The sequence below is a fragment of the Sulfobacillus thermotolerans genome (assembly GCF_039623705.1).
Lineage (GTDB): Bacteria > Bacillota > Sulfobacillia > Sulfobacillales > Sulfobacillaceae > Sulfobacillus > Sulfobacillus thermotolerans.
Window position 1 is genome coordinate 2,233,094 of the sequence record NZ_CP133983.1, and the last position, 23,439, is coordinate 2,256,532.

Annotated in this window: 24 protein-coding genes; 20 read left to right on the top strand and 4 right to left on the bottom strand. The window is 51.7% G+C overall.

Going from position 1 to position 23,439, the window contains the following annotated elements; translation table 11 throughout:
- The first annotated feature begins 6 nt into the window (after nucleotides 1–6).
- The 12 genes from ORD20_RS11565 to ORD20_RS11620 all read left to right on the top strand — a co-directional run bounded on the left by ORD20_RS11565 (nucleotide 7) and on the right by ORD20_RS11620 (nucleotide 11,733).
- Nucleotides 7–1,836, top strand: a complete 1,830-nt coding sequence (locus ORD20_RS11565) for a WD40 repeat domain-containing protein (RefSeq protein ID WP_103374290.1) — start codon at nucleotides 7–9, stop codon at nucleotides 1,834–1,836.
- Nucleotides 1,836–2,555, top strand: coding sequence for a GTP cyclohydrolase II (locus ORD20_RS11570; protein ID WP_103374289.1), 720 nt, complete (start codon nucleotides 1,836–1,838; stop codon nucleotides 2,553–2,555). Before ORD20_RS11565 ends, ORD20_RS11570 begins: the two co-directional genes overlap by 1 nt.
- Nucleotides 2,552–3,352: a flavin reductase family protein gene (locus ORD20_RS11575; RefSeq protein WP_103374288.1), complete on the top strand. Its 801-nt coding sequence runs from the start codon at nucleotides 2,552–2,554 to the stop codon at nucleotides 3,350–3,352. Before ORD20_RS11570 ends, ORD20_RS11575 begins: the two co-directional genes overlap by 4 nt.
- 328 nt (nucleotides 3,353–3,680) lie before the next feature.
- Nucleotides 3,681–4,898, top strand: coding sequence for an MFS transporter (locus tag ORD20_RS11580; protein ID WP_242968262.1), 1,218 nt, complete (start codon nucleotides 3,681–3,683; stop codon nucleotides 4,896–4,898).
- A gap of 29 nt (nucleotides 4,899–4,927) precedes the next feature.
- A complete protein-coding gene (locus tag ORD20_RS11585) occupies nucleotides 4,928–6,763 on the top strand; it encodes a hypothetical protein (protein WP_103374287.1) in 1,836 nt (611 codons plus the stop codon).
- A gap of 232 nt (nucleotides 6,764–6,995) precedes the next feature.
- The gene (locus ORD20_RS11590) at nucleotides 6,996–8,216 is read left to right on the top strand and encodes an MFS transporter (RefSeq protein WP_103377025.1); all 1,221 of its coding nucleotides are present in this window, start codon (nucleotides 6,996–6,998) and stop codon (nucleotides 8,214–8,216) included.
- 118 nt (nucleotides 8,217–8,334) lie between these two features.
- Complete coding sequence (locus ORD20_RS11595; RefSeq protein WP_430626192.1) at nucleotides 8,335–8,643, top strand: hypothetical protein; 309 nt, start codon at nucleotides 8,335–8,337, stop codon at nucleotides 8,641–8,643.
- Complete coding sequence (gene ribD / locus ORD20_RS11600) at nucleotides 8,562–9,086, top strand: bifunctional diaminohydroxyphosphoribosylaminopyrimidine deaminase/5-amino-6-(5-phosphoribosylamino)uracil reductase RibD (protein ID WP_430626717.1); 525 nt, start codon at nucleotides 8,562–8,564, stop codon at nucleotides 9,084–9,086. Before ORD20_RS11595 ends, ribD begins: the two co-directional genes overlap by 82 nt.
- Before the next feature lie 155 nt (nucleotides 9,087–9,241).
- On the top strand, nucleotides 9,242–9,601 hold the full coding sequence (locus ORD20_RS11605; protein ID WP_242968563.1) for a hypothetical protein: 360 nt from the start codon (nucleotides 9,242–9,244) through the stop codon (nucleotides 9,599–9,601).
- Nucleotides 9,499–10,221, top strand: a complete 723-nt coding sequence (locus ORD20_RS11610) for a Druantia anti-phage system protein DruA (RefSeq protein WP_242968562.1) — start codon at nucleotides 9,499–9,501, stop codon at nucleotides 10,219–10,221. The genes ORD20_RS11605 and ORD20_RS11610 overlap by 103 nt, the downstream gene beginning before the upstream one ends.
- Nucleotides 10,218–10,370, top strand: coding sequence for a hypothetical protein (locus ORD20_RS11615; RefSeq protein ID WP_158246304.1), 153 nt, complete (start codon nucleotides 10,218–10,220; stop codon nucleotides 10,368–10,370). The genes ORD20_RS11610 and ORD20_RS11615 overlap by 4 nt, the downstream gene beginning before the upstream one ends.
- Nucleotide 10,371: 1 nt before the next feature.
- Nucleotides 10,372–11,733, top strand: coding sequence for an ISKra4 family transposase (locus ORD20_RS11620; RefSeq protein ID WP_103375907.1), 1,362 nt, complete (start codon nucleotides 10,372–10,374; stop codon nucleotides 11,731–11,733).
- Here the strand turns inward: ORD20_RS11620 and ORD20_RS11625 are convergent.
- Nucleotides 11,730–11,957 carry a hypothetical protein gene (locus ORD20_RS11625; RefSeq protein WP_103375906.1) on the bottom strand — a complete coding sequence of 76 codons (228 nt, stop codon included), beginning with the start codon at nucleotides 11,955–11,957 and terminating at the stop codon, nucleotides 11,730–11,732. The genes ORD20_RS11620 and ORD20_RS11625 overlap by 4 nt on opposite strands.
- Nucleotides 11,958–12,812: 855 nt before the next feature.
- On the opposite strand from ORD20_RS11625, the gene ORD20_RS11630 reads away from it, so the two are divergent.
- Nucleotides 12,813–13,184, top strand: coding sequence for a phosphotransferase family protein (locus tag ORD20_RS11630; RefSeq protein WP_430626718.1), 372 nt, complete (start codon nucleotides 12,813–12,815; stop codon nucleotides 13,182–13,184).
- 8 nt (nucleotides 13,185–13,192) lie between these two features.
- Here ORD20_RS11630 and ORD20_RS11635 read toward each other — a convergent pair whose 3' ends face one another.
- From ORD20_RS11635 to ORD20_RS11645, 3 genes are read right to left on the bottom strand one after another with little or no spacing between them, the layout of a single operon-like run.
- Nucleotides 13,193–13,930 carry a class I SAM-dependent methyltransferase gene (locus ORD20_RS11635; protein ID WP_103375903.1) on the bottom strand — a complete coding sequence of 246 codons (738 nt, stop codon included), beginning with the start codon at nucleotides 13,928–13,930 and terminating at the stop codon, nucleotides 13,193–13,195.
- The gene (locus ORD20_RS11640) at nucleotides 13,927–14,685 is read right to left on the bottom strand and encodes an HAD family hydrolase (protein WP_103375902.1); all 759 of its coding nucleotides are present in this window, start codon (nucleotides 14,683–14,685) and stop codon (nucleotides 13,927–13,929) included. The genes ORD20_RS11635 and ORD20_RS11640 overlap by 4 nt, the downstream gene beginning before the upstream one ends.
- Nucleotides 14,686–14,710: 25 nt before the next feature.
- Nucleotides 14,711–15,307, bottom strand: coding sequence for a hypothetical protein (locus ORD20_RS11645; RefSeq protein ID WP_430626193.1), 597 nt, complete (start codon nucleotides 15,305–15,307; stop codon nucleotides 14,711–14,713).
- Between the two features lie 75 nt (nucleotides 15,308–15,382).
- On the opposite strand from ORD20_RS11645, the gene ORD20_RS11650 reads away from it, so the two are divergent.
- From ORD20_RS11650 to truD, 7 genes are all read left to right on the top strand, one after another.
- Nucleotides 15,383–16,492 carry an MFS transporter gene (locus ORD20_RS11650; RefSeq protein ID WP_430626194.1) on the top strand — a complete coding sequence of 370 codons (1,110 nt, stop codon included), beginning with the start codon at nucleotides 15,383–15,385 and terminating at the stop codon, nucleotides 16,490–16,492.
- A 97-nt stretch (nucleotides 16,493–16,589) separates the two neighbouring features.
- Entirely contained in the window at nucleotides 16,590–17,300 is a 711-nt protein-coding gene (locus tag ORD20_RS11655; protein ID WP_430626195.1) for an ATP-grasp domain-containing protein, read from the top strand.
- 26 nt (nucleotides 17,301–17,326) lie between these two features.
- Nucleotides 17,327–18,709 carry a B12-binding domain-containing radical SAM protein gene (locus ORD20_RS11660; protein WP_103375898.1) on the top strand — a complete coding sequence of 461 codons (1,383 nt, stop codon included), beginning with the start codon at nucleotides 17,327–17,329 and terminating at the stop codon, nucleotides 18,707–18,709.
- The gene (locus ORD20_RS11665; protein WP_103375897.1) at nucleotides 18,706–19,992 is read left to right on the top strand and encodes a glycosyltransferase family 4 protein; all 1,287 of its coding nucleotides are present in this window, start codon (nucleotides 18,706–18,708) and stop codon (nucleotides 19,990–19,992) included. The genes ORD20_RS11660 and ORD20_RS11665 overlap by 4 nt, the downstream gene beginning before the upstream one ends.
- On the top strand, nucleotides 19,982–21,064 hold the full coding sequence (locus ORD20_RS11670) for a hypothetical protein (RefSeq protein ID WP_103375896.1): 1,083 nt from the start codon (nucleotides 19,982–19,984) through the stop codon (nucleotides 21,062–21,064). The genes ORD20_RS11665 and ORD20_RS11670 overlap by 11 nt, the downstream gene beginning before the upstream one ends.
- A 12-nt stretch (nucleotides 21,065–21,076) precedes the next feature.
- Entirely contained in the window at nucleotides 21,077–22,039 is a 963-nt protein-coding gene (locus ORD20_RS11675; protein ID WP_103375895.1) for an aldo/keto reductase family protein, read from the top strand.
- Between the two features lie 39 nt (nucleotides 22,040–22,078).
- Nucleotides 22,079–23,128 (top strand): tRNA pseudouridine(13) synthase TruD, encoded by a 1,050-nt coding sequence (gene truD / locus ORD20_RS11680; RefSeq protein WP_103375894.1) that lies wholly within the window; start codon nucleotides 22,079–22,081, stop codon nucleotides 23,126–23,128.
- Nucleotides 23,129–23,439: the final 311 nt, after the last annotated feature.

Below are 23,439 nucleotides of genomic sequence, written 5' to 3' on the forward strand. Positions count from 1 at the left end.
TGCACCATGGAACGTTTGCTTAAGAGCGTCCGCATTCATCGCGGACCCGTCACAACCGCGATGCCAGTCCCCCATAGTTCTCTCATTGTGACGGCGGGATATGATGGGGCCGTTGGGCTGTTTTCTCCCAACGCGATCGAATTGCTGGGATATCACGATCACTTGGTCAACCGCGTGGTCACGGACCCGACCGGGACATGGGCTGGGTCTTGTTCGTCGGATTACACGATCAAGATTTGGAATATCCCCGAGCGTCGATTGGTCCAGACCTTGCGGGGGCATAGCGATGATGTGGAAGACTTCGTCTTTATTGACTCAGAATGGGCCGTGTCGGCCTCGCGAGATCGGCGCCTGTTGATGTGGAACTGGCCGTCTGGTCGTATCGAACGGATCCTCTTAGGGCACCAACGTGACGTATTAGCGGTCGCGGCTGATAACCAACACATCTACTCGACCGGTGATGATCGGACGTTGCGCGTTTGGGATCGCAATACCGGCACACTTCTCACGCAATGGGGACCCTTTGAAGCGGAGACGGATACCTGCGCGCTGGATGTCCCTCGCAACCGCATTGTGTTAGGGTGTGATGATGGTTATATTCGGATATTTAGTCTCAATACGGGCGCGTCGTTGGCATCCTGGTCGGCCCATCAGTCTGGGATCAAACGCGTCGCCGTCAATTCGGACGGGCGCCTTCTGTCGGCGGGTTATGACCAACGCGTGATCGTTTGGAACATGGATAGCCATGCTCCCCAGGTTGTCCTTGATCCGCATTCGGCGTGTTGGGAACGATCGCTGAATTGGACTTCCGATGGCTCCGGAGTGGTTGCTGGTACGTTCGATGGTACCGTCATTCAATGGGATGCCCAAAGTGGCGCGCAGATGGCGGAACTCGGCGCACAGCCTGCCGGGCCGGATCACATCTGTTGGAACGAAGCCGCCGCGGCCGAAGATGGCACAATTGCCCTCGTAAGTGACGATGGGCGGGTTCGCGCGGGACACATTGACACGGACCCCGCTAGCTGGCTCACGATGGAACCGCCCAGTGGACGTGTTCTGATGAACGCCGTGGCCTACGATCCTCACCACGCGCGCATTCTCGCTGGAGCTCATAACCACGTTCTGCACCAATTAGGCGTATCCCTGACGGGGCTTCGCTTTGAAGCATCCTACAGCCTTGGCCTCGGCCCGATTAACACGATTCGCTTTACGCCCCATGGTGAAGAGGCATGGATTGGTACCTATAGCGGCACGCTCGTGCGCTGGTCTCCGGATACGCATGCCGTTATCGGAGCATATGCCCTCCATGACGGGGCCATCAAAGCACTCCGGCTATTAGCGGACCGCCATGAGGGGGTGAGTTGCTCAGCCGCAGGGGAGGTGCTTGCGTGGGATTGGTCAGGACGCCGTGCCCGGCATTTCGGCGGGCACACGGCGATCGTCAACGATCTGGACGTGTCCTCGGATGGGCGCTGGCTCGTCACCGTCGGACGCGACTTCATCTTGCGACTCTACGAATATCAAACCAGCCGACTCATGACGGCTGTGGATTTAGGGAGGCGTTCACCCAAATCGGTTCTATTGATCAACGAACACGAAGCGTTGGTGGGCGATTATTGGGGATATTTACTGCACGTCAATCTGGATAGTGGCCAGATCGCGTCACGGCGTATTGCCACCAATGGCTTAAGTAGCTTATCCCACGTCCAAACTCGCGTTTTAGCGACATCGTATGACGGCAGCTTAGTGGTGACCGATACCGCCGTCCTATCCGTCCGTTCCCTGGCCCCATCAGGACAGCGCTTCGCGGAGTGGGCCACTGAGGAGGTTTCCTGATGATCAACATCCATCAGAACATCCCGGAGTATTTGAAGCAACGGACGAAACTGCTCGCGCGTGCCGAAGGGATTCCACCCCTATCGATATTTGGACCGGTCAGGCTCCCTCTCGCCACGCCGAAGGGCACGACTCAGGCACAGTGGTACGTCTGGCAGTCATCCCTGGAAGACTTAGAAAATCCCCTGAATATGCCTCCGGGTGGCTCCGCATTCGTCATCGGCGATCTCCAGCGAAAAAGCGCCCTTCCCCTAGTCCGCATGCACAGCGTCTGTGTCACGGGCGATGTGTTTCATAGTGAACGGTGTGATTGTGGGGACCAACTGAATCGGGCCATGCAGCAAATTGTCCAACATGGCACCGGTGTTCTCCTCTACCTGGGCGACCAGGAAGGGAGGGGGATTGGCTTATACCGCAAAGCCATGGCCTATGCGCTACAACAGGAATTCGGCCTCGATACCCTCGACGCCAACTTGGCCTTAGGTCAACCAGCCGACGCCCGGTCCTATCGCGACGCCGCAGTTGTTTTGCGGTTTCTTTGTGATCGACCGATTATTTTACTGACGAACAATCCCCTGAAACCAGAATCTTTGGAGGCCGAAGGCATTTCCATTCGCAGTGTTCGCCCCCTTTGGGCTTCGATTACCCCGCACAATCGTGCCTATCTTAACACCAAGGTTCAACGTTTCGGACATACGCCCGAGGAGGAGATCATGTGACGTGGGAAGAAAACGGCGCTTTTACCTGGTCGGAAGCACAACTTAAGGAGCTACCTCAATACATGACCACCACGGTTGCTCTCATCACCAGCGGGGCATCCAACGATTACAATGTGATGGCGGCCGAATGGACTTACATGGTCGCGCGTCGACCACCTTATGTCATGGTATGCATCCAAGATGGGAATGTCTCAGGCGATTTGATTGCTCAGCAGTTGGAATTTGGTGCTACGTTCCTTACAGATAAACAGAGTGTTCTCGCCGACGTTGCCGGACATTTTAGTAAGTCCGATATGACCAAACTCTCGGCGTCGATTTTTGAAACCATTCCCAGCCAGAAAATTGTGCCGCCAGTCATCCGAGGGGGATTAGCGACCTTCGAGTGCCGCGTGGAGCGCATTATTCGCTTGCCCGGCTATCGCCTTTTTCTCTCACGCGTACTCGCCGCCCGGACGGATCCAGCCGCCCAAGCACATCCGCTGGTTAAGCACGGAGGAATGTATCGAATGGGAGAGCCAATTAACGATAGTCCACTTGCTTTGGCTGCTGACTTTGTGGAGACAGATCAGGGAGACTATATGCTACGAATTGCCGGCCGTATCCCCCATCGATCAATCGGTGCCACAAGCGGCGTTAACATTTGGGTCGAGGATCAATGTGGCCGGAGTGAAGGGCCTTATTGGGCCCAGGTCGATGACCGCGGATATTTTTATGAAATGTTTGAGGCAACCCCCGTCTCCAAGGTTCGCGCTCGGGCTGAAATTGACGGGCATACAGCCTGGGCCACGTTATCCTAGCCGCGATAATCTACTCGGCGGTCGCGCCACTATCGGGCGGGCGACGCTTCTATGTGGCAGAAAGGTGGGAAGCCGTCTCCGTTTTTATATTCTGGGTGACCGCAAACGGGGTCAGGGGTACACGCGTGGGGGGTTGGAAAACGGCTAGGAAGCTCTATTCTGAATTTAGGCTCTTCCTACGGAGTCCAAGGGGGGTGACAAACATGCAAAAGCCTGTGCGGCGTTTTTCGGTTGCCAACCGCTAATAAAAAGCAGAACGGGAGGACGATCGCCGAATAGCGATCGTCCTGTCCGTCCTAAAGCAGATTTAGACAAAGGAGCGGGGTTCGTGGAATCCATTTGGCGGTCTCGGCGTTTCATATGGTTTGCGACCGGCAACACAGGCAACAACATCGGGGATGCTTTGTATGCCGTTGTGTTACCGCTTTTTGTCTATCACGTAACGCACGAACTCGCCGCCATGAGCGTTATGACCATGTTGGCGATGCTTCCGCTCATTTTTGCACCGGTCACCGGAATCTCCGTTGATCGGTGGGGGCCCGGACGTTTGATCGTCCCCGCATTAGGGGTTCAGATCGTTACGGGTAGCCTAATGGCCGTCTTAGCCATGGAACACTCCTTGCCCGTCGGAGCCCTGTACGCTTTGGGTGGTATTCTCGAAGTCGCGGGGGGTATCTACCGTGGTAGTTGGATGGCCTCCTTGCCGCAAGTTTTCCCGGGCCGTGCGCCCCAAGCGCGGGCCGCTTTAGGAATTCTTTACGTGACGACGACGCTTATCGGACCGTTTGTGGCAGGTCTTTTATTGCCACGAATAGGCTATGTACCACTCCTTTGGGTCAACGTGGCCTCATTTGTTTTGCCGCTATTGGTCATGATTACGGGTGTTTCCTACCCAAGTCCGGTATCCAATACACCAAGCCGTTCGCTCTTAGAAGATTTGATTCAAGGATGGCAGGCCCTTAAGGGACTACCGTTACTGCTCGAATCAGTATTAACGGAGGCCGCACAAAACTTAGTCGTTTCGTCGGGACTGACCACGGTCTTGATGTATTACCTTCGCCAAGACTTTCGCATTTCTGCAGCGGTGGTTAGTTGGATCGTGATGGCGGATGGAGCCGGCGCGTTGGTCGCGTCTATTCTGGTGCCACGCTGGGGGCAGCGGGGTATCCGCTGGATCTTACCATTCGGGAGCGTGTTGTCAGCGGGCGTGTTGTTTGGGCTACTCGTGCCGCATTGGTGGATTGTCCCCGTCATTCTGTTCCTACTGCCTCTTGGGGTTACTGGGATCACGACCGCAATTGAAATGGCGGTCTATCACCAAATTGCCCCTGAGGTCCTCGGGCGTGTCAATGGAATTGCCCGCTTAATTCAAGGGCTTCCTGCTCTTCTGTGTCCCCTAGTGCTTGCTGCCCTCTCTCATGCATTCACAATAAAGGGCATGTTTGTCATCGTCGCAGTGTTCATGACGATCGTAGCGCTCGCAACACTCCGTGTAACCCGCAAGGCGCATTCCAAGGGAACCAGTCCTGCTGTCAACCATGACTAGATTGCCATTACATTTTGGAGGTGGAATTCATGAATCTCGCTAATCGCGCAACGCGCATTCTATACGTCTCAGAACTCAATCTTTTGCTAGCCGTCGACACTGCCGGTGTCTTGCATCTCCTCTATCCAAATCTACGGGTCGTCCGTTCTTCCCCACAGCTACGCGAACAATGGCCCATTAATGCTTTGACGGTAGCCGCACCCTATATCTTCACCCGCAATCGTGTCGGAACGATTGCTCGTTGGGGTCTTGAAACGCTCGCACCCATTGATGTGTATCCCGCAACGAGTCTCGCTGATCCAGACTATCTTATGGAGGGTGAAGAGCCGTCTCCGACACCTGCCCGGGGTATAGCGGCGTTTGAAGGTCGACTCTATGTTAATAGCGGATACGGGCAACTGGCCGTATTTGACTGCGACCCATTCCGCCTGCGTACCATGCAACCAGGTTTGGCCGATGGATTTATCGAATGGATTTGCACTGACGCCCCTGGGCTGCAAGTGATGTCCGATAAACATGGGCGGTTACACATGGGCAATCTGACTAGTGGCCAATTCCCCATAACGGTCTCCATTGATGATTCGAATTTACACCGAGTGCGCTACGACCCGGAATACGATGCCTTCTGGGTTACCCAAGACGCGGGAGATGATGCGGCTGCCTTTGTGCAAAATGGTTTGGTGCGCGTCACACGCTCTGGAGAAGTTGTCGCTAAACATCCATTCACAAATGACGATGTCGAGTTTCTAGAACTAGATTCCAATCGTTCCTTGGTGTTAAGTGGCGGATTCGATGGACGACTGTACATCTTCACTAACACCAACGAAGGGGCTGAACTCACAAATCTCATTGGGGGGTTCTCACACCAACTTATCGACTGCGCCTATGTAGATCCTGAGCAAACCTACGTATTGACCCAAGATGGCGAGATTACGGAGGTGTCCCTGTCCGCTGGCCGTGCCAAAAAGGTTCATGCCTTTGATCGGCGCTGTGTCTGGGACATTCAGCCGACGAGCGATCCCTCTATCTTTTACTGTGCCACGGATTCCGGTGTGGCAGCACTACATTTGCACGAAGGGCTGTTAGACACCATCGACGCAGACATTCTTTGGCACCATCGCACGACAATGGGGTTCATTCGGCGCGTAGTACCACTTAAAAACGGGGACTACATTGGGCTCAGTCGCCAGCAATACGTGTTTCGAGCCACCTCATCAGGAGGATTAGTCTGGACCCGATCATTGGCATCGCTTGGGCATACCATATCGGTGGACCAACAATCCCAGAACGTGCTTGTCGCGACGGATTCGGGGGCTCTCGCGTTGGACCTATCGACTGGCGCGGTGATGCGGCAATGGTCGGTCGACGGGGTGCCGGTTTGGGCCTCCGCTTACGCAGAAACAGGAGATGCTATTCTCGCAACGCGTGCCGGACATGTGGTCGAATTCTCCCGTGAAACCGGCCTTGAGTCCCGCCGCATGAAGACAGATCCCAATCCGAAGCGCATGTGGGTCGCCGATAAGAGTCTCTGGATTACGGGTGGGTTTGGCATTAAAGAATACGATTTCTCAACCTTTGAACTGCGACATCGGTGGGTTGACCTTATCGAAAATACGGCAGAAAACGCCGTCGCACTCAATGGGTTTGTTCATGTCGTGAGTTACGGATATCAGTTAGCATCGTACGAATACGAGGACGAGGAGCTTACGGGTCTTGAAGAGCCCTTACTCGACTTTACTAAAGGGATTGCCCATTTCCAGAAGAATGAAAAATCCTGGATTCTTGTGGGAGGGCGAGGAGGATTCGTTAGCATCTACGGCCTAAGTCACGGAAGGCCTCAAAAGGTTCGAGAAATTTATATCTGATTTGATGGTACTACGAACAAGGGGGCAGCTTATGCCTCACCGGCTCAGGCTGATTAGAGGACTTTCGTGACTTCCCGAAGGGCCTGGCAAGCTTTCGTGGGGAGGACGGCGTCCCAATCCTGTTGGTCGGTGGGCGGGGCGGATATTTAAGTGCTTACCGAACCGAGAATGGCATCCCCCAAAAAGTGCGGACCGTTTACTTATAGCAACAAAGAGAAGGAGCGCTAAAGTTATGAAGTCGTCGAGTCGTTGGATGACCTCCCGCTTTGCCATTTACGCGACTGGTAACTCCATAAACAACGTTGGGAACTCGATGTATGCCATCGCCTTGCCACTTCTCGTCTATCATCTTACCCAGTCAAGTTTATCGATGGGGTTAACCGTAGCCTGCGAAGGCTGCTCAATGCTCTTCCAACCCTTTATCGGCACGTTGGCGGATGGCCTAAGCCCGCGATTCCTCCTGATCGTCTCTCTTCTTTATCAGGCCGCACTTGGCGCTGCGCTCCCTATTCTTTACTGGCAACACGATCTCACGACCTATATTATTTACGTTATTGTGTTCCTCCTTGGACTGGGCATGAATTCCTTACAGTCAGTGCAAACCGTTATTATTCCGATGATGTTCGGGGAGTCTAAAGACCAGGCAAGCGCAGGCCTGACGGCCGCCTACACGGTCACCACGATTATTGGGCCCTTGGCTGGAGCTACCGCTCTTGCTACGTCGGGGTACCAGGCACTGCTGTGGATCAACTGCTTATCGTTCCTAGCCCCCATCGCGTTACTTCCGTGGACGCGGGTACCCACTCGTTCCCATGCCTTGAAGGGCATCGCACGCGCACGGTCATCATGGTGGAACCAAACCCGCGAGGGGTTCCACGAACTCACACGTCACGGCTTCACAAAAAATCTGTTATTAAGCTTGATGTCGTTGCGCATGGCCAACGCCGCGATCCTCCCCTTGGCCGAGTTTATTCTGAGACATACGTTTGGCGTGGGTAGCGCGATTGTGAGTGGCGTTTTTGTTGTCGAAGGCATCGGTTCGTTTATCGGAACCCAATTGCCTGTCCGGCTTAAGCGGCTATCGACCACCTCGTTTCTGCTGTACATGGTTGCATTTAATGTTCTAGGACTTCTTTTCATGCTGTTCCCTGCCTGGCCTGCGGTGCCTGCGGGATTATTTCTCGGTGCCGTTGGATACTTGGGAGCGTCTGTGGCAAGAAACTTGCTTTTGCAAAACCATGTGCCTATCGAATTGCTCGGTCGAGCCAGCTCGACCTTTCGGACAGCCACAGGGGCCGTCGCCATCATTTCTCCGCTCGTGATGGGATTCATTACGACGATTTGGGGAGCCAACACGGCTTTAATCGTCTTGGCCGCTGTGGCCACAATACCCTTCGCGTCTTTAACCCGGCGCCCGAATCCCATCCGTGTTTCGAGCCATAAATTAGAATAGCCCTGTCCTCGAAGCCAAATGGAAAGGTACGGCAAGCTACCAAATTGGCCTGGAAGGCAGAGGTCAGAGGAACCAAACTTACACGAGGCTCATTCACATTGGAGAGGACAAAGGGAATATGACTAACCTATCTAGCAGACGCAAATTTATGCAGGAAGCTCTCAATGCCGCACGCCAAACGTCCGCCCGCGTGTCGCCCAATCCACGTGTCGGAGCCGTGCTAGTGAAGGGCGATAAGATCATTGCACGGGGATGGCACAACGGGCCCGGAACGGCTCACGCGGAGGTCATGGCCATTCACGCTGCGGGTCCTGCGGTCGCCGGCAGCACACCCTCTATGTCACCCTGGAGCCTTGCAACCATTTTGGTCGCACCCCTCCGTGTACGAAGGCCATTATCGAAGCCGGAATTTCTAAAGTCCATGTAGCCCTTTCGGACCCTAATCCTCAGGTATCCGGACGAGGAACCGCCCGTCTGCGACAGGCCGGGATCGACGTGATTTATGATGACGAAGCTCAGGACGACGCCGCAGAGCTGAATCGGCCGTATCTCACTTGGATGACGAAGCATCGGCCGTGGGTGATGTTAAAGACCGCCCAATCGTTAGATGGCAAGGTGGCCTCTTCGTTTGGAGAATCCCAATATATCAGTGGTCCGAAGGCCTTGTCTTACGTCCATGATCTCCGCGGCGATTCGGATGCAATCCTTGTCGGTGTAGCAACAATCATCGCAGACAATCCTCAGCTCCACCGGCTGCGATGTTTAGGACAGCTGTATTTCCGTAAAGCCATGCCAGGCTTTGCAACCATAGGCGGTTGCGTTCGACATTCCACCAAGGACAGCCATAATAATTGGGTGTGGCTCTTCTAGAGGGACGATTTTTGCATCATATCCTATAGATATCACTCGTAATTCTACGATTCGCTGTGCTCACCCCAGATATTCCCGTGAAAAGCGGATGCCACACCACGAGAACTCCATTGAACATCTTAGACACCCCGTGAATCTCGCAGTATGGTAACGTCATGGACTACATACAGCGCAACCCCGGGGGAACGCCGTTTTGGTATGGCGGACGATCGTTCACCGAGGCCGAGATTGAAACCATTCGCCGCATCACCGATGATCCCTGGTGTACCACGCAAGGTGCCATTGCCCGTGCCGTCTGTACGGCCTTGAATTGGACCATGGCCAATGGCCAACCGAAGTTAGCGACCTGTCGCAAAGCCCTGCAACAGATGGAAGAGCATGGCGTCATTTGGTTGCCCTTACCGACCCAGGAATCCCGTGGCACCCCCCTGAGGCGCCCTGGACCGCCGCTTCGGATCCGCAAGAGCTCCTTACGGGCTCTCGGGGCGACTTCCCCGATCTCCAGTGGCAGTTAGTGGAACCGGGCAGTGCATCGGCCCAGTTATGGGGCGAACTCGTTCGGCGGTATCATCCTTTGCATAGTGCGCACATGGCGGGGCCCCAACTCCGCTATCTCGCGGTCGTGCACGACCGCATTGTCGCGTGCTTGGGCTTTGGATCGGCCGCGCTCAAGTTAGCGGCTCGGGACCAATGGATTGGGTGGACGCCGGAAGAACGGACGGCTCATTTGTCCCAGGTGGTGGGCAATCGGCGATTTTTGGTGTTGCCGTGGGTGCAGGTCCAAGGCTTAGCCTCGAGTTTCTTGGCGGGCGTCGCCCGCCGTCTGCCAGCGGATTGGACCCACCGCTACCACGAACACCCCGTGCTCTTGGAAACGTTTGTCGAGCATGCGCGCTATGCGGGCACGGCCTATGCGGCCGCCAATTGGCATAAAATTGGGCGCAGTTCGGGGCAGGGCCGCCTGGCGCGGCCGCATGCGGCCGCGCAACCCGTGCGCGACATCTGGGTGTATCCGCTGCGCCCCGACTTTCGAGCCGCCTTAACGGATGGGCGGCGCACCGACCCGATCGCCCCAGGCGGATCCCGAACGCCTTCCCCCGCCACCCCATCCAAGAAAGGAGCATCACGACGATGACACCGGTTCAGACTCTGCCAGGGGGAGACCCCACGACCTTTCACAGCACATGCGAGCGCTTTGACACGTTGCTGACCTTTGCCGGCAGCGCCGAAGCGCAGGCCCTCACATGCCGCCTTGGAAGTCGAGGTCGAGTGCCGCGGGCGTGAGATGCTCCGGCAATTGATGGCGGACCATTTCGCCCTGCGGGCGAAGGAGGAAGTGCATCACGCTCAGGTGATGGATGCCCAGGGGATCCCCCATACGGCCCACGAGGACAACCACACGCGGCCCTTGGTCACCATCTTTGGCCCCATCCCGGTGAGTCGGGTGGCCTATCGCCATAAAGGGACGACCAATCTGTATCCCGCCGACCTCGTCGCCAACCTGCCCTCCGAAAGTTATTCCCATGGTCTCCGAGAAATCGCCGCGCGTACCGCTCTCCAAGACTCGTTTGACTCCACCGTCGACACCATCGCACACCAGACGGGGCAACGGCTGGGCAAACGGCAGGTCGAACAACTGGTCGGCAAGGCGGCCAGGGATGTGGACGCCTTTTACGCCCAACAGCCCCGGCTCCCAGTGGCGGCGCATCAGGTGTTGGTGCTGTCCGTGGACGGCAAAGGGATCGTGATGCGACGAGAAGGCCTGCGACCCAGCACGGCCAAAGTGGGGAACGCGGGGCACAAACTCCAGACCCGGTTATCGTCGGGCGAGAAACGCGGGCGCAAACGCATGGCGGAGGTCGGCTCCGTGTACGGGGTGACCCCGGTGGTCCGCACGCCTTCCGATATTCTCTCACCCCCATCGGCTGATTCTCCGGCCGCCAAGACGCCGGGGCCGAAGGCCCAGGATAAATGGTTGACCGCCAGCGTCGTCGGCGATGTCCGCTCCGTCATTCAGACGGTCATGGACGAAGCCGAACGGCGGGATCCGCACCATGAGCGCCCCTGGCTCGGCCTGGTCGATGGCAACAATGATCAGTTGCGGCATCTGCAAACGGAAGCGGACCAGCGCCACATCGACCTCCAGCTGTTCATCGATTTCATCCATGTGCTGGAGTATCTGTGGAAAGCCGCCTGGTGCTTTTTTGTGGCGGGGGACCCCCAAGCCGAAGCGTGGGTCTTGCACCACGGTCTGGCCATTTTGCACGGGAAATCGTCCGTGGTGGCCGGGGCGATTCGCCGCAAGGCCACCACAAACCACCTGACAAAGGACCAGCGCAAGGCAGCGGATCGGTGTGCGGACTATCTCCTCCATAAACGCGCCTATTTAGACTACCCGACGGCCTTGGCGCAAGGCTGGCCGATTGCGACCGGCATCATTGAGGGCGCCTGTCGCCATCTGGTGAAAGATCGATTCGATATCACGGGAGCCCGGTGGGGTCTCGCCGGGGCCGAGGCGATTTTGAAACTCCGCGCCGTCTGGAGTAATGACGACTGGACGGCGTATTGGGCGTACCACTTGGCCCAGGAACAACAACGGGTGCACCGGGAGCGCTATGCCCCCGGCTCGTTTTCCGCAGCCGCCTAATCTGCTGGTTGCTCTGGTGGGGATTCGACCGAACCCTTCGTGCCTGCCGCCAAGAGACGGCGTTGAATGAGGCCCAAGCGGGCCTCGAAGTCGGCACTCGTGCCATCAGTCTTGGTCAAAATCTCCTGCAGCGCCATGCGAAGCGCTGCGGCCTCCGTCGCGGGCAGCCCTGACAGGCTGTCAGCGACTGACTTCAGCTCCGGGGCTCGTTTCGATGAGCTCATGAGATCTTCCCTCCTCTCGCATCCTGGATACTCTTACGACTACTCTATCTTTATATCATTCGCGCTCGGGGTCATTTTTCTTGCCAGAAGGGCGTAGAAACGCACGGGCGACGCGGCGAGGAATTCAGCCCTAGCGGATCGGCCACGTGACTGCGACGGCGACTGCCTTCTGCTAAGGAGCCGATGTTTTGTATTCCGTCCCTCTAAGGGAGCCACACCCATTTTCATTCGCTTACTGTGCAGGAAAAGACAGTAGAGGACTGACGGCACACAAGTCGGACGACTCTGAATTCAACAACATGGTACGATTTGTCGCCTGCCACCAATGCAACTATTCCCCTATAAAGTTCCATCGTATTTCGGTCGTTTTCCTAAAGTTGGGGGTTATCGATACCACGGCGTTGTTGGGTGCATTGGGTCCGATTTGATTGTAGAAGTTGTCCATAACATTGTCGGATAATGGCTGTAACAACAGTCGGCTGTTCTTGCATGGCCATGTGGGCGGCGTTCGGCACAACAATTAGTCGTGTACGGCAAGGAATTTTTCTTCTCAGCACACCAGACCAACTTGGATCAACAATTTGATCGGAAAATCGGGTGTTATCGGAAAAGTTACGGCCGAAACTACTAAGAGACATACCAACATCCCTCACCATTGAAATTTCTTACGACCCCGTCGCACCGAATACCGTTATCAGTGATTTTGACATAGGGACATTAATGAGTCAACTGCATGCTTCTACGATGGGGATCTCTCCATGTGTTCGGGACCCCGGCACAGAACTTGTCGCACCAACGTGGTTGGAATACATTCGTACGCAATCCGGAAAATGGGTTGACATTATTGAAAGGCACATGGGTCGCAAAGTAACGGACCAGTTGACGACCCTTCTCTCCTTAGTCGAGTCGCAGGGAAACCCGAAAATATGCCTAATTCATCGAGACATTCGGCGTGCCAACATAGGATCTCGGGACAATTCCTTGGTTTTACTCGACTACGAGCTCGCAATATGGGGAGATCCCCTGTGGGATGTTGGGCGGTATCTGTTGGATTGCCCATCACGCGACGACTTCTTGGCGGGTTACGGCATGCCGGACAGCGAAGTGTTGATCGCGTATACGGGTCTTTTCGCGTTTAGTTTCGCGGAGTATCTTATTCGCCATGGTTACAATTCGGGAGAAGATTTTAAGAATTGTGTGCGAGCGATCTTTAATGGTCGTTTATGACGGGATTATCAAGTTTTTGCCAAATAGCAAAGATGAGGGGGGACGAACCCGTCCACGTTATATGATAGTGCTGAATGAACTTCAATAGTCTGAAATCCAACGGATTTGAGCATTCGCTCCATAGTCCTTGGCTTGTATAGGTGCATACCATACGTATGAAGACGAGATCGCGTTCCCGCGGCCTTAGGAACTGTTGTTAAAGTGATGGTCAACCAGTTGCGACTTGCATTCCACTGTGTTGCGACCAAAATATATTCGGTCTTGGTTTCGATCCAATTCCTTGGTACAAAGTTGCATAACACAGCTTCGAAATCAGGGATCTCAAGTATCAGTGACCCAGAGAGATTCAAACTTTGTCGCATCCGGCGCAAGGTATCAAGGTTTTCTCGTTGGGATTTGAAATATCCAAAGGAGTTAAACATACAAAGGACTACGTCGAATTCATGTTGAACGCCAAGGGTTCTGATGTCCTGATTGTACCATCTTACGAGATGGCCATCGTCTGACTCCGTGGCCTTAGCGATCAGATGAGAATTAACATCCAATCCTGTGACTGATATTCCGCGGCGCGCCATCTCTAGGGCGAGCTCCCCAGTACCGCAAAATGTGTCCAGCGCGGTCTCAGGCATACGATCAAGTAGTGAGAGAAGGCTTGTAACAAATATTTCGTTATCGCGGTACCGGGGAGCCGCGAGACTTGCATAGTTGGCTGCGTATTCGGTATCGGCCCAATTGTTCATCTTCATTTTGTGGTCTCCCTCCCATATTTACCCAACCAGTTCGCGAGTTCGTCTGGGGTGGTGGCTCGCCAATGAACAACGGCTTGTACCGCAGGGTCGAGCTCGCCAACGCCGATCGCAATATCTGCCGATAAGAAACTAGGCAAGTCATTGAGTCCATCGCCAATGGCGACTATGTGTTGGGATTTCTTTATACCTAATAGTTTGATGCATTGTTGCACTCCCGAAAATTTGGTTACACCGAAGGGAAGCAACTCAAGGACAATCTCTTGGTCGAACCTTGGCCATGCAAGAACGGAAAGGCGCATAGTGGTGGCCAAGGTTAAAAATGAGGCTGTATCCCGAAGAGAACGAAGAGCCAATCTCAAAGATATAATTCGCCTAAAATCATAACGCCGGTTAGGTAGCACCTCTTCAGAACTCCCTCGTAAGTAGCGCGCGACGGTTCTGTCTGGGTAATCAACGTAGTAGTTCTGATTTAGTTGCTCTAACTTAGCCGCTACCGTCATCACTTGTTTCTCTGTTAGAGACCGGTAGATGCGCTGGTCTCCGGAATGAACAGCCGCACCATTTGCCATAACAACCCCATCAAAGAATGGAGGTATGGACTTGGGGACTGCATGCGGGCGCCGCCCTGTAGCCAAAACGACAAAATGTCCCCTTTGGCGCAGATCATTCAGTATAGGAATAAAGTCTGGATGTATGTCCGTTCTGTCCTCGTTTGCGAGACAACCGTCAAAGTCCATAATAAATAATGACAAGAACTCAGCCCTTCCGTCGGCTTCGTCACTCGGCCGTCACTAGTTTTTGCGAAATCCGTTCCTTTACCATGACAGACATTTTACCGTTGCATATGTCCCACATTTCTTTCCATAGTTCCTCATTGAAGAATCCTGTCATTGCCATTCGTTTTGCAATTCGTCGGCGTTTGTCAGATAGGTGTCGCATTTTGTTGACTGTTAAAATAAGCCCTTGAATATTTATTGAAGGCCCTCGAATTACCTCGTAATACGATTTAAACATGGAGTACCAGACATCATCTATGGGTCTCATATGTGGAAAAAAATCTCCGTCGTACGTCATCCAATTCCACTTCAGGTCGGGGTATAAGGTATGGTGAATGTCGACGGTCAAGTCGGTAAAAAAACCTCCGCGAGTCCTGAAGAGTCTATAGCGCTGTTGCAGGATGGGGTCGCCGGGAACTTTTCGATAAGGAACTACAATTTGCTTCGTTAGCGGAAACAACTCATAATGGCCGACCTCGTGTTCCCGTACAACTTCGTCCGAGGCTTTCATCCATGCTCCGCTCCGAGAGAAGGTTCCATGTTGGAAGCCGCGCTCAATCAAAGCAGAACGTACATCTTCTGGAGATTTCGTTAACACGTCGCAGTCCGCCATTCACCTTTTTGGATCTAAGGAGATATCTAGTAGCAGGAGGGCAAGAAACATGTCCTCTACTTGTTATTCTTCTTGGTAATAGTCTTTGTCTTTTTTGACTTTGGCTCACTCTTTGGCCACTTAATTGCCGCGATAATGTCTGACATGGTCTCACCTCCTCTCTATAAAATGACAATTATCCCATTTCTTGCCACCCCTGCGCCTAAATTGTGGTATAAATTAAATAAAATGGCAAGTATGTGGGGTAAGCATTCAATGATAAATTTATTTTTTGGTGGCGCATTCTTAACCATTGCGACTCAGCTTTTTTACTTTGTCGTGCCGTGGGTGGTTTTTTCCATCACCCACTCGACTGAACTAACCGGTGCCACAATGGCGGTGGATTTTGCAATCAGAACCATCGTAGGGATCGCTGGTGGACCGGTGGCGGACCGGGGAAACTCGAAACGCATTTGGAGAATCGCTATGGGCATGATGATTATTGCTGTCATTATGCTTATGATTTTACCGGTTCCTTGGGTGGTCGTTGCTGTTGCCTTATTCGCAGGTGCTGGAACTATGGTCTATCTATCGGAGAGAGTTTTCTTGGCTCGCGGCTTTTCGGGAGTGGCATGGCGCAAAGCCAATTTCGCATTTCAACAAAGAATTTGGATCGGACGGTTATTTGGAAGTTCAGCCGGCGGTCTGTTGCTGCTACTGGGGCATGGCGATTGGATGGAAGCTTCGGTGGTGAGTGTGCTAATTGTGGTCGGGTACTTCTTTCTTTCACGGGCTTATGCCCAGTTAGATGGGGACGTTGGTGGTCGGCTAATCGCGAGAGAACCTTATTTTAGAGACCTTTGGGCGGGCTTGCGAATAATTTTCTCTCATCGACTACTGATTTCTTTTACCGTCGTTGCGTTGCTTATCAATTTAGCCATGGGAGTAAATTCCGTTTATTACGTGATTCATGCCATAAAAGACCTTCATCTTTCTTCCAGCAGTGCTGGTGCCTACGGAGTGTGCTCCGGCTGCGGTATCTTGGCTGGCATTCAGCTAACTCGCAGAACACCCTTAAACCAAAAAACAATCGCTTTTTCGGTGATTATCTTAGTTTGCGGAATGGTTTTGATTGGCGAAATCTGGTCACTCTGGTCATACCTTACGGGCCCTGAAACATATCTGCCGTGATTGGCACATTGATCTCATCATCCCTTACCTTGACGTGGACGTCGGTAGGTTATTTCCATTAACGGCTGATCTTGAATCTAGTGGGACAAGAGTAGCAATGGGATCCCATCCTAATACCATAGTAAGTCTGTCTAAAATTGCGACAGATAAAGCGTTGCGGGAAATAGGAATCCCTTCTCCCGACCAATTTCGGCCGGAAAGCATAAAGTTTCCAGCTGTCGTTAAACCTGATCGTGGTTCAGGAGCTGTGGGGGTACGTAAGGTTACCAACGACGCGGAGGTACTAGCGGCAGTGAAATGCACGGAGGAACCTATGATTCAGGAATGGATTGAGGGAACGGAATACACCGTCGACGCTTTTTGCTGTAGTGGAGAGATCATGGTTGCTGTTCCGCGAAAACGACTAAAAGTTCGCGGGGAAGTTGTCATTGCGCAAGTCACACGACACCCGCGTATTGTGGAACTTTGTCGCACGATTTGTGAATGGTTTCATTTCGAAGGGTGTGTTAACATCCAATTCCTTGAGGATCATAAAGGTAACCTATTTTGCATAGATATTAATCCTCGTATTAGCGGTGGACTACCTATAACGATCAAAGCGGGAGTCGATATTCCAGCCGCCTTATTGGATTACTTCCTAATAGGCACAGTTCCTCAGTTTGATGATTCAAGAATTCAATGGGATTTAATCGGTTCACGGTGGCTCGTGACAGAGTGTTTTTTGCATGGGGATAGATACGCCGACACCTCACTACTAAATTCATATTCTCCGAGTTCACAGAAGCGCGCTTACGATCAGCATAACTAAAATTTAACTTGGAGGCTCACGAAACAATGCAAACAAGAGAAAAGGTAGTTTTTGTGAATGTTGATTTGCGAAACATTGACAACCTCTTTCAGGGTACTCGGGAACCTCTCCAACCGCTAGACTTGATGTATGCAGCAAATACTTTCGACCAACAACGGTATGAAACTGTATACGTGCACGACGCCCTAGAAAATTTCGGCTTGCTTAAGACATTGCAGTTTAGCGTTGTTGTTATGTCCACCACGAACAGCTATTTGCAGTGGAACAATCACAATTTGTCTCTTGACGGGGTCTTGACTCTGTTGGAAAGGTTTGAAAGACTGCGAAAACATAAGGATTTTTATCTAGTTGTTGTCGGCCCACATTCACTATCACATTATCTTCTTATAGTAAACAAAGGAGCAGATGCCGTGATCGTTGGCGAACCAGACGTCACGGTCGCACCCGTAGTCGAGGCTCTCCTTCGTGGAGAGTCCCTGCACGGGTTCGACAACGTCATCACCCCGCTCACTATAAATGATCAGCCGCGTCCGATAGCGGTTGCAAATCTAAACACACTACCGACTCCAAGATGGGAGTTTTGCACAGGCAAAAAGTTTGATGCGCACAATGCGCCTGCGTCCTTCGAAAATGGGTTTCTCTACGAGCTATCTCGGGGTTGTCCGTTTCAGTGCATTTACTGCAATACCATTGATTTCCGAAGGAACTTCCGAGTCAAGTCGCCACAGACCATTGACCGTGACTTAGCGATTATGACCAGGGAGTTTCAAGCGAAATACGTGTATTTTATTGACGAATCCTTTGGATATGACGACGCATGGTTCCAGGAAGTTATGCCAGTTGTGAAAAAACATTCGTTGAACTGGGGTTGTCAGGGAAATATGAAATTTACAAATGAAAGCAAGCTACGTCAAATGGCCGATGCAGGTTGCTTAAGCATGGAGTTCGGATTTGAAACCTTTAACCCAACCGCCCTTAGGTACGCGCACAAGAGCAATGACTTAAATAGGGCTCACGAGCTCTTTAGCAGTGCAATCAAGGTTGGGATATCACCATTGTTGTTTATGCTTATTGGGCTACCAGGCGAGACGTTGGATACAACGTTGGCGACAGTAGATTTTCTAGAGTCGCTTCCGGAGGGATTCCGGTTTTCCATTGGCATACCAACTCCGTATCCTCGCACAAGGTATTACGAGTTGGGGGTGCAACAGGGTCTCATATCCCCTGGAGATACTGGGGACATGCTGTACAATGTGTCCGGAAAGATTGGAACGTCGTTGCGGTGGCGTAATGAGGACTCCCAGAGGAGATTTGTAGCAAAGTTTGGTCCGAATAATTGGGGGAATCGATCTACGATCGCAGAACTAAGGACATTAATTTCGGAATCTCTGACGGAGGTGCGGGAATGAAACCGAAATTGGGGTTGCTAGTTGACGGACCAATGTTACCTTCATTTGAAGGTGCCACCCAACGGTTCACAAATATGGCGTATTGGTTAGAATCCTTAGGAATGGAACCGGTTATCATCCATGTCTACCGAGGGTGGTCTGACCTTAGCGAAATCCAAAATCAGCCCTATAAAACTTACGTTGTAACCCCGAATGTCTTCCGTGAAGCATTCGCCATGATTTTGGACGTGCTGCAGCGCGAACGTATAAGCATTTTTCAGCTAAACGATCCGGAACGAGTTATCTCCGTGGCTCCGATTGTTCGTAACTCCTTAGGTGGGACTAGGATATGTTTTGAGGTTCACGATGTAACGCCAGATCTATTGCGGTTACTCGGGGCCGATCTCTCACAAATTCGAGAGGCCGAGAAGATTTTTAGCGAAGCCGTTCGAGTATCCGACTACTTGATATGCTTTACGAAAAGCGACCGAGAGCGGTTAATTTACTACGGTGCGTCGGCCGACCGAGTTGCTGTTGTCCCGTGTGGCACTGATCCTCAAAAAATTCGGCCGAGAACACTTAATAAACCCCGACTAGAGGTGGTATTTGTAGGCAATCATTTTCACAAACCTAACCAAAAAGCTACTTTAGATATCATAGAACGTATTGCTCCCTATGTTGTGGAGCGAAATCCCAATATACAATTCGTAATTGTTGGCGACGCGCCTAAGAGCTTACAAGTAATGGCAAGTCGGGTAAACAATGTTACCTTCAAAGGGCGAGTACCGGATCTTAATAGCGCGTTCGAAACAGCAGCTGTTGCTATCAATCCCGTAACCACCGGAACCGGCCTCCGAACTAAGGTTCTGGATTATATTTCTAGCGGAGTTCCGACCGTAACGACCACTCAAGGTGTTTCTGAGTTGGAACTGGACGGTTGCGTCATATTTGAGAACGACGTGCTACGGTTCGGGGAACACATCCTAAATGTGGTTGCGTATCCTGAGAGATACCTCACCATGACGAGACGTGCGCGTGCTCGAGCGGAGCAGATGGCATGGCGCAATATTGCCCAACAGGCGAAAAGGGTTTACGAACATGTTCTGACTCTGGAGCCGCTGACCGCTGAGGCGTTCCAACCCCACTTGCCCTTGGCTGAACCCTATTGGCTTGTTGACAATATAGAACAAGGGAGATTTGCGAGCTTGGAACCCCTTGACTTTCGATTAGACTTTTTACAATACGGCCAAGGTCAATTAGTGGTGCTCGGCACCAAAAGGAGCAATGCCGGAGATGTTAGCTAACATCGAGAACTTAACTTCAAATTATTTCGAAAACAACGTTTCGTTCGGGGACTTGTTGACGTACAAGGTGAAGTCGGCAAAGCCTGATGACATGCATTTCACGCTTGATTATCTGACGCCTTACTTTAAGCTCGAGTCTGACGTTCTTCCTCGAAAGTCGTTCGTGTTGATTAGTTTAGGATCTGATGAGCATTCGCAGTTTCGCACTCGCATGTGTCAAGGAAGCTATCGGAATGTTCGAGTTCACTACGATAACGTTGCGAAAGAATTCTATGATGGCTATCCTACAAGAATCTTATTGCTAGAAAACGGTAATCATATATTGATCGATACACGGAACACTACCTATGTATTTCCTAACCCTCTAGCCAATGATGCTAAATACGTGTTCATGCGCGTACTGCGAGCAACTGCACAAAAGGATATCGAGACTATGGGATTCGTGCAAGCCCACGCAGCTTCGGTGGCTATCAATGGGAAGGCCATTCTGCTGGTAGGAGCCGGTGGAGCTGGTAAGACGACGATGATGTTAACAGCTGTTCTCGGCGGCGCTGGCTTTATAAGCAACGACAAAACGTTTTTGTTTCCCGCCGGGAACTCTAAAGGAATAGTGGCTTATGGATGGCCCTATTCAATCAACATAGATTTAGGTACGACGGCCTTGCTCCCTCAGATACAGCCCCTCTTTAATCACATGGACCATTACCAGCACTACGAGTGGGATTCATATAAACGCGGCAAACGAACCTTCACCCCAATTGAGCTAAGGCGAGTTTTAGGGAAAGACATTACTAGCAAGGCACCGTTAGCTGCAATTATTTATATCGATCCCACATATCGGAAGGAGGAGGTACTTCGTATTGAGGCAGACGCTGGGATAGCTTGGTTTCGGGATAACGTGCGAACATATGAATTTACCGATTGGGTTTCAGGGACGGTCGATGAATTTGACGGTGTTGGAGATACAGTTATCCCTAAATTGCTTGCCAAGGCTCCTTTTTTTAAGGCCGGTCGATTCCAAAGTAGTCAGAAACTCATTGCAATGTTGGAAGATTTAGAACGTCGATTGTGAGGAGGAAAATGGATGGAGTACCGACGTTTGGGGGCTTCCGAAGTGCGTTTGTCTGCCATAGGGCTGGGAACAGCCAACTGGGTATTTTCTGGTGCGATGTCTATTGTGGATGCACAGCAGTGCGTACGTACGGCCTATGAAGCCGGGATAAACCATTTTGATTGTGCTGATACATATGGCGCCAAGCCCCATGATGCGGAGCAATTATTAGCGCGTATACTTAGGCCGTACAACCGAACCGAATACATTCTGACCACCAAGGTATATTGGCCCACAGGGAAAAACCCTAACGAACGAGGTCTTTCGAGGAACCACATTAGAGAGGGAATTGAAGCAAGTCTTCGGGCTCTCGATACGGATTACGTAGACATCTTTTACTGCCATCGTTTCGACCCTGATACCGAAATTGAAGAGACGATACAGGCAATGAGCGAACTCATTAATCAGGGTAAGGTCCGTTGTGTCGGCGTAAGCGATTGGAGTTTACCCCAACTGGCCGACATGGTCTCAATCCAGAAAAATATAGGGGTTCATGGTGTCGAGGTTATTCAATATCAATACAATGTCTTAAATCAAGACGCGGATCGGGATGGAATTATGTCTTGGGCCGCAGAATCGCGCGTCGGAATAGTGACCTATTCCTCATTAGCCGAAGGGTTGCTTACGGGAAAGTATATCCGTGGAAAGCCATTTCCTTCGATGTCCAGGGCTCAGCACCCAGGACCGTATTGGAGTATTGGTCGCCTAGTTACCGATAACAACCTTGCCAAGGTGGAACTGTTAGGGGGCATTGCCCGGGACTTGGGAATTAGCGTGGCTCAACTATCCCTCGCGTGGATACTTGCGAACCCAGCCGTTACAAGTGCATTGATTGGAGCCACCCATCCACTGCAAGTTAAACAAAATATAGGCGCCGTTAACATGAAACTTTCGCGAGCAATCCTTGACCGCATTGACGAGGTTTACCGTACGTAAAGTAATAAATTACAACATTTTAGGAAGGAGTGTTCGTTAATGCTAAACGGCATGTTGAAATCCATAAATAGTGACTTCGTTGTATTCGAATCTCTTGCGATACCTCAGTCAACAGTTGGTAATGTTTCAAGCTATACATACCTAACATTAAGCAAGGCTGGCTACACGACATTCGACGCTATTGAAATATTGGCGGAGGAACTCCAAATATGCGTGAACGATATAGGATATGCAGGCCTCAAAGACGAAGATGCCCTGACAGAACAGACGATTTCCGTACGGGGGATTATTAACTGGGACATCGCCAACCAGTTGAGCGCCAGGTTTCATGTTACACCTGCGGAGTATATCCACGTTGTTTTCCGAGGTTATGGAACGAAGCCAATAGGGATAGGTGAGCTGTATGGAAACTGTTTTCGCATAGTTGTGCGGAACCTTACAAAGGACGTTGCTTATGCGTTAGGGAACGAGCGCAAGAAAAGTGCTTTGTTTCTAAACTACTATGATACGCAGAGATTTGGCATTCCGAATTTCCCAAAACTCACTCATAAAATTGGGAAGCATCTGGTTGACAACAATTATGACAGTGCTTTTCAACTTCTGAAGGAATCAGGGACGTACGAGGGCAATATGGCGATAGATTATGCGGGACCCGCAAAAGACTTTTTCGATAGTCTTGATGGGCGTAAGCAGACATTCTATCGAAATTCATTCTCATCTTTTCGATGGAATAATGACCTTCAAAATATTGTAATGAAGACCGGTAACACCAGCGTGCGGCGCTTCGATCAGGAGTCAATAACGTATGTATTCTGCGATGATAGGAGCGTCTTAACGGACCTATTGAATGGCACTCCAAAGCTTAAATACCATCGGTATGCTATCTCTGGAGCGCATAGCATTGCCGTAGTAGAATCGTCTCGACCAACTGTTATACAAACCATAGTCGAAGTGAACGATGTAGCCCGCGATGAGCTTAACAATGGCAAATGGCGGTGTTCATTGAATTTCTTTCTCCCTTCCGGTTGCTATGCAACAATGCTCGTCAAACAACTGTTGATTAATTTCGTTGGGAATAGTGGGCTGTAATTCCCGAAAAAGAAAGACCCCAATTGTAGTTCTTTTAGCATTCTCGGGGTCACCGTTGTTTGCTATCAGCGATTTGCCGTTATCAATTACATACGGACAGCCATCTTCGGTCTAATTGATCGGCATACGGCGAAGCTCCGGTGCCCGTGGAGATCGCGCACTTTCGAGTTCGTCTTCCGCGTCCATCTAAGCAGGTTGAAAAACTTTGTATCACAAACGACCGTTTTTGCACCGCCTCGTCTCCGGGATCGCCAAACCTCGAAAACCGCATAGATGGTGTTGCAAAACTCTGTTCCAAAATAGTGTGTTTC

What these genes read in the sequence shown, in the direction of transcription:
- ORD20_RS11565 (WP_103374290.1), top strand. Translation starts at nt 7, where the DNA reads ATGGAACGTTTGCTTAAGAGCGTCCGCATTCATCGCGGACCCGTCACA.
- ORD20_RS11570 (WP_103374289.1), top strand. Translation starts at nt 1,836, where the DNA reads ATGATCAACATCCATCAGAACATCCCGGAGTATTTGAAGCAACGGACG.
- ORD20_RS11585 (WP_103374287.1), top strand. Translation starts at nt 4,928, where the DNA reads ATGAATCTCGCTAATCGCGCAACGCGCATTCTATACGTCTCAGAACTC.
- ORD20_RS11590 (WP_103377025.1), top strand. Translation starts at nt 6,996, where the DNA reads ATGAAGTCGTCGAGTCGTTGGATGACCTCCCGCTTTGCCATTTACGCG.
- ORD20_RS11595 (WP_430626192.1), top strand. Translation starts at nt 8,335, where the DNA reads ATGACTAACCTATCTAGCAGACGCAAATTTATGCAGGAAGCTCTCAAT.
- ORD20_RS11605 (WP_242968563.1), top strand. Translation starts at nt 9,242, where the DNA reads ATGGACTACATACAGCGCAACCCCGGGGGAACGCCGTTTTGGTATGGC.
- ORD20_RS11615 (WP_158246304.1), top strand. Translation starts at nt 10,218, where the DNA reads ATGACACCGGTTCAGACTCTGCCAGGGGGAGACCCCACGACCTTTCAC.
- ORD20_RS11620 (WP_103375907.1), top strand. Translation starts at nt 10,372, where the DNA reads ATGCTCCGGCAATTGATGGCGGACCATTTCGCCCTGCGGGCGAAGGAG.
- ORD20_RS11625 (WP_103375906.1), bottom strand. Translation starts at nt 11,957, where the DNA reads ATGAGCTCATCGAAACGAGCCCCGGAGCTGAAGTCAGTCGCTGACAGC.
- ORD20_RS11630 (WP_430626718.1), top strand. Translation starts at nt 12,813, where the DNA reads ATGGGTCGCAAAGTAACGGACCAGTTGACGACCCTTCTCTCCTTAGTC.
- ORD20_RS11635 (WP_103375903.1), bottom strand. Translation starts at nt 13,930, where the DNA reads ATGAAGATGAACAATTGGGCCGATACCGAATACGCAGCCAACTATGCA.
- ORD20_RS11655 (WP_430626195.1), top strand. Translation starts at nt 16,590, where the DNA reads ATGGGATCCCATCCTAATACCATAGTAAGTCTGTCTAAAATTGCGACA.
- ORD20_RS11660 (WP_103375898.1), top strand. Translation starts at nt 17,327, where the DNA reads ATGCAAACAAGAGAAAAGGTAGTTTTTGTGAATGTTGATTTGCGAAAC.
- ORD20_RS11665 (WP_103375897.1), top strand. Translation starts at nt 18,706, where the DNA reads ATGAAACCGAAATTGGGGTTGCTAGTTGACGGACCAATGTTACCTTCA.
- ORD20_RS11670 (WP_103375896.1), top strand. Translation starts at nt 19,982, where the DNA reads ATGTTAGCTAACATCGAGAACTTAACTTCAAATTATTTCGAAAACAAC.
- ORD20_RS11675 (WP_103375895.1), top strand. Translation starts at nt 21,077, where the DNA reads ATGGAGTACCGACGTTTGGGGGCTTCCGAAGTGCGTTTGTCTGCCATA.
- truD (WP_103375894.1), top strand. Translation starts at nt 22,079, where the DNA reads ATGCTAAACGGCATGTTGAAATCCATAAATAGTGACTTCGTTGTATTC.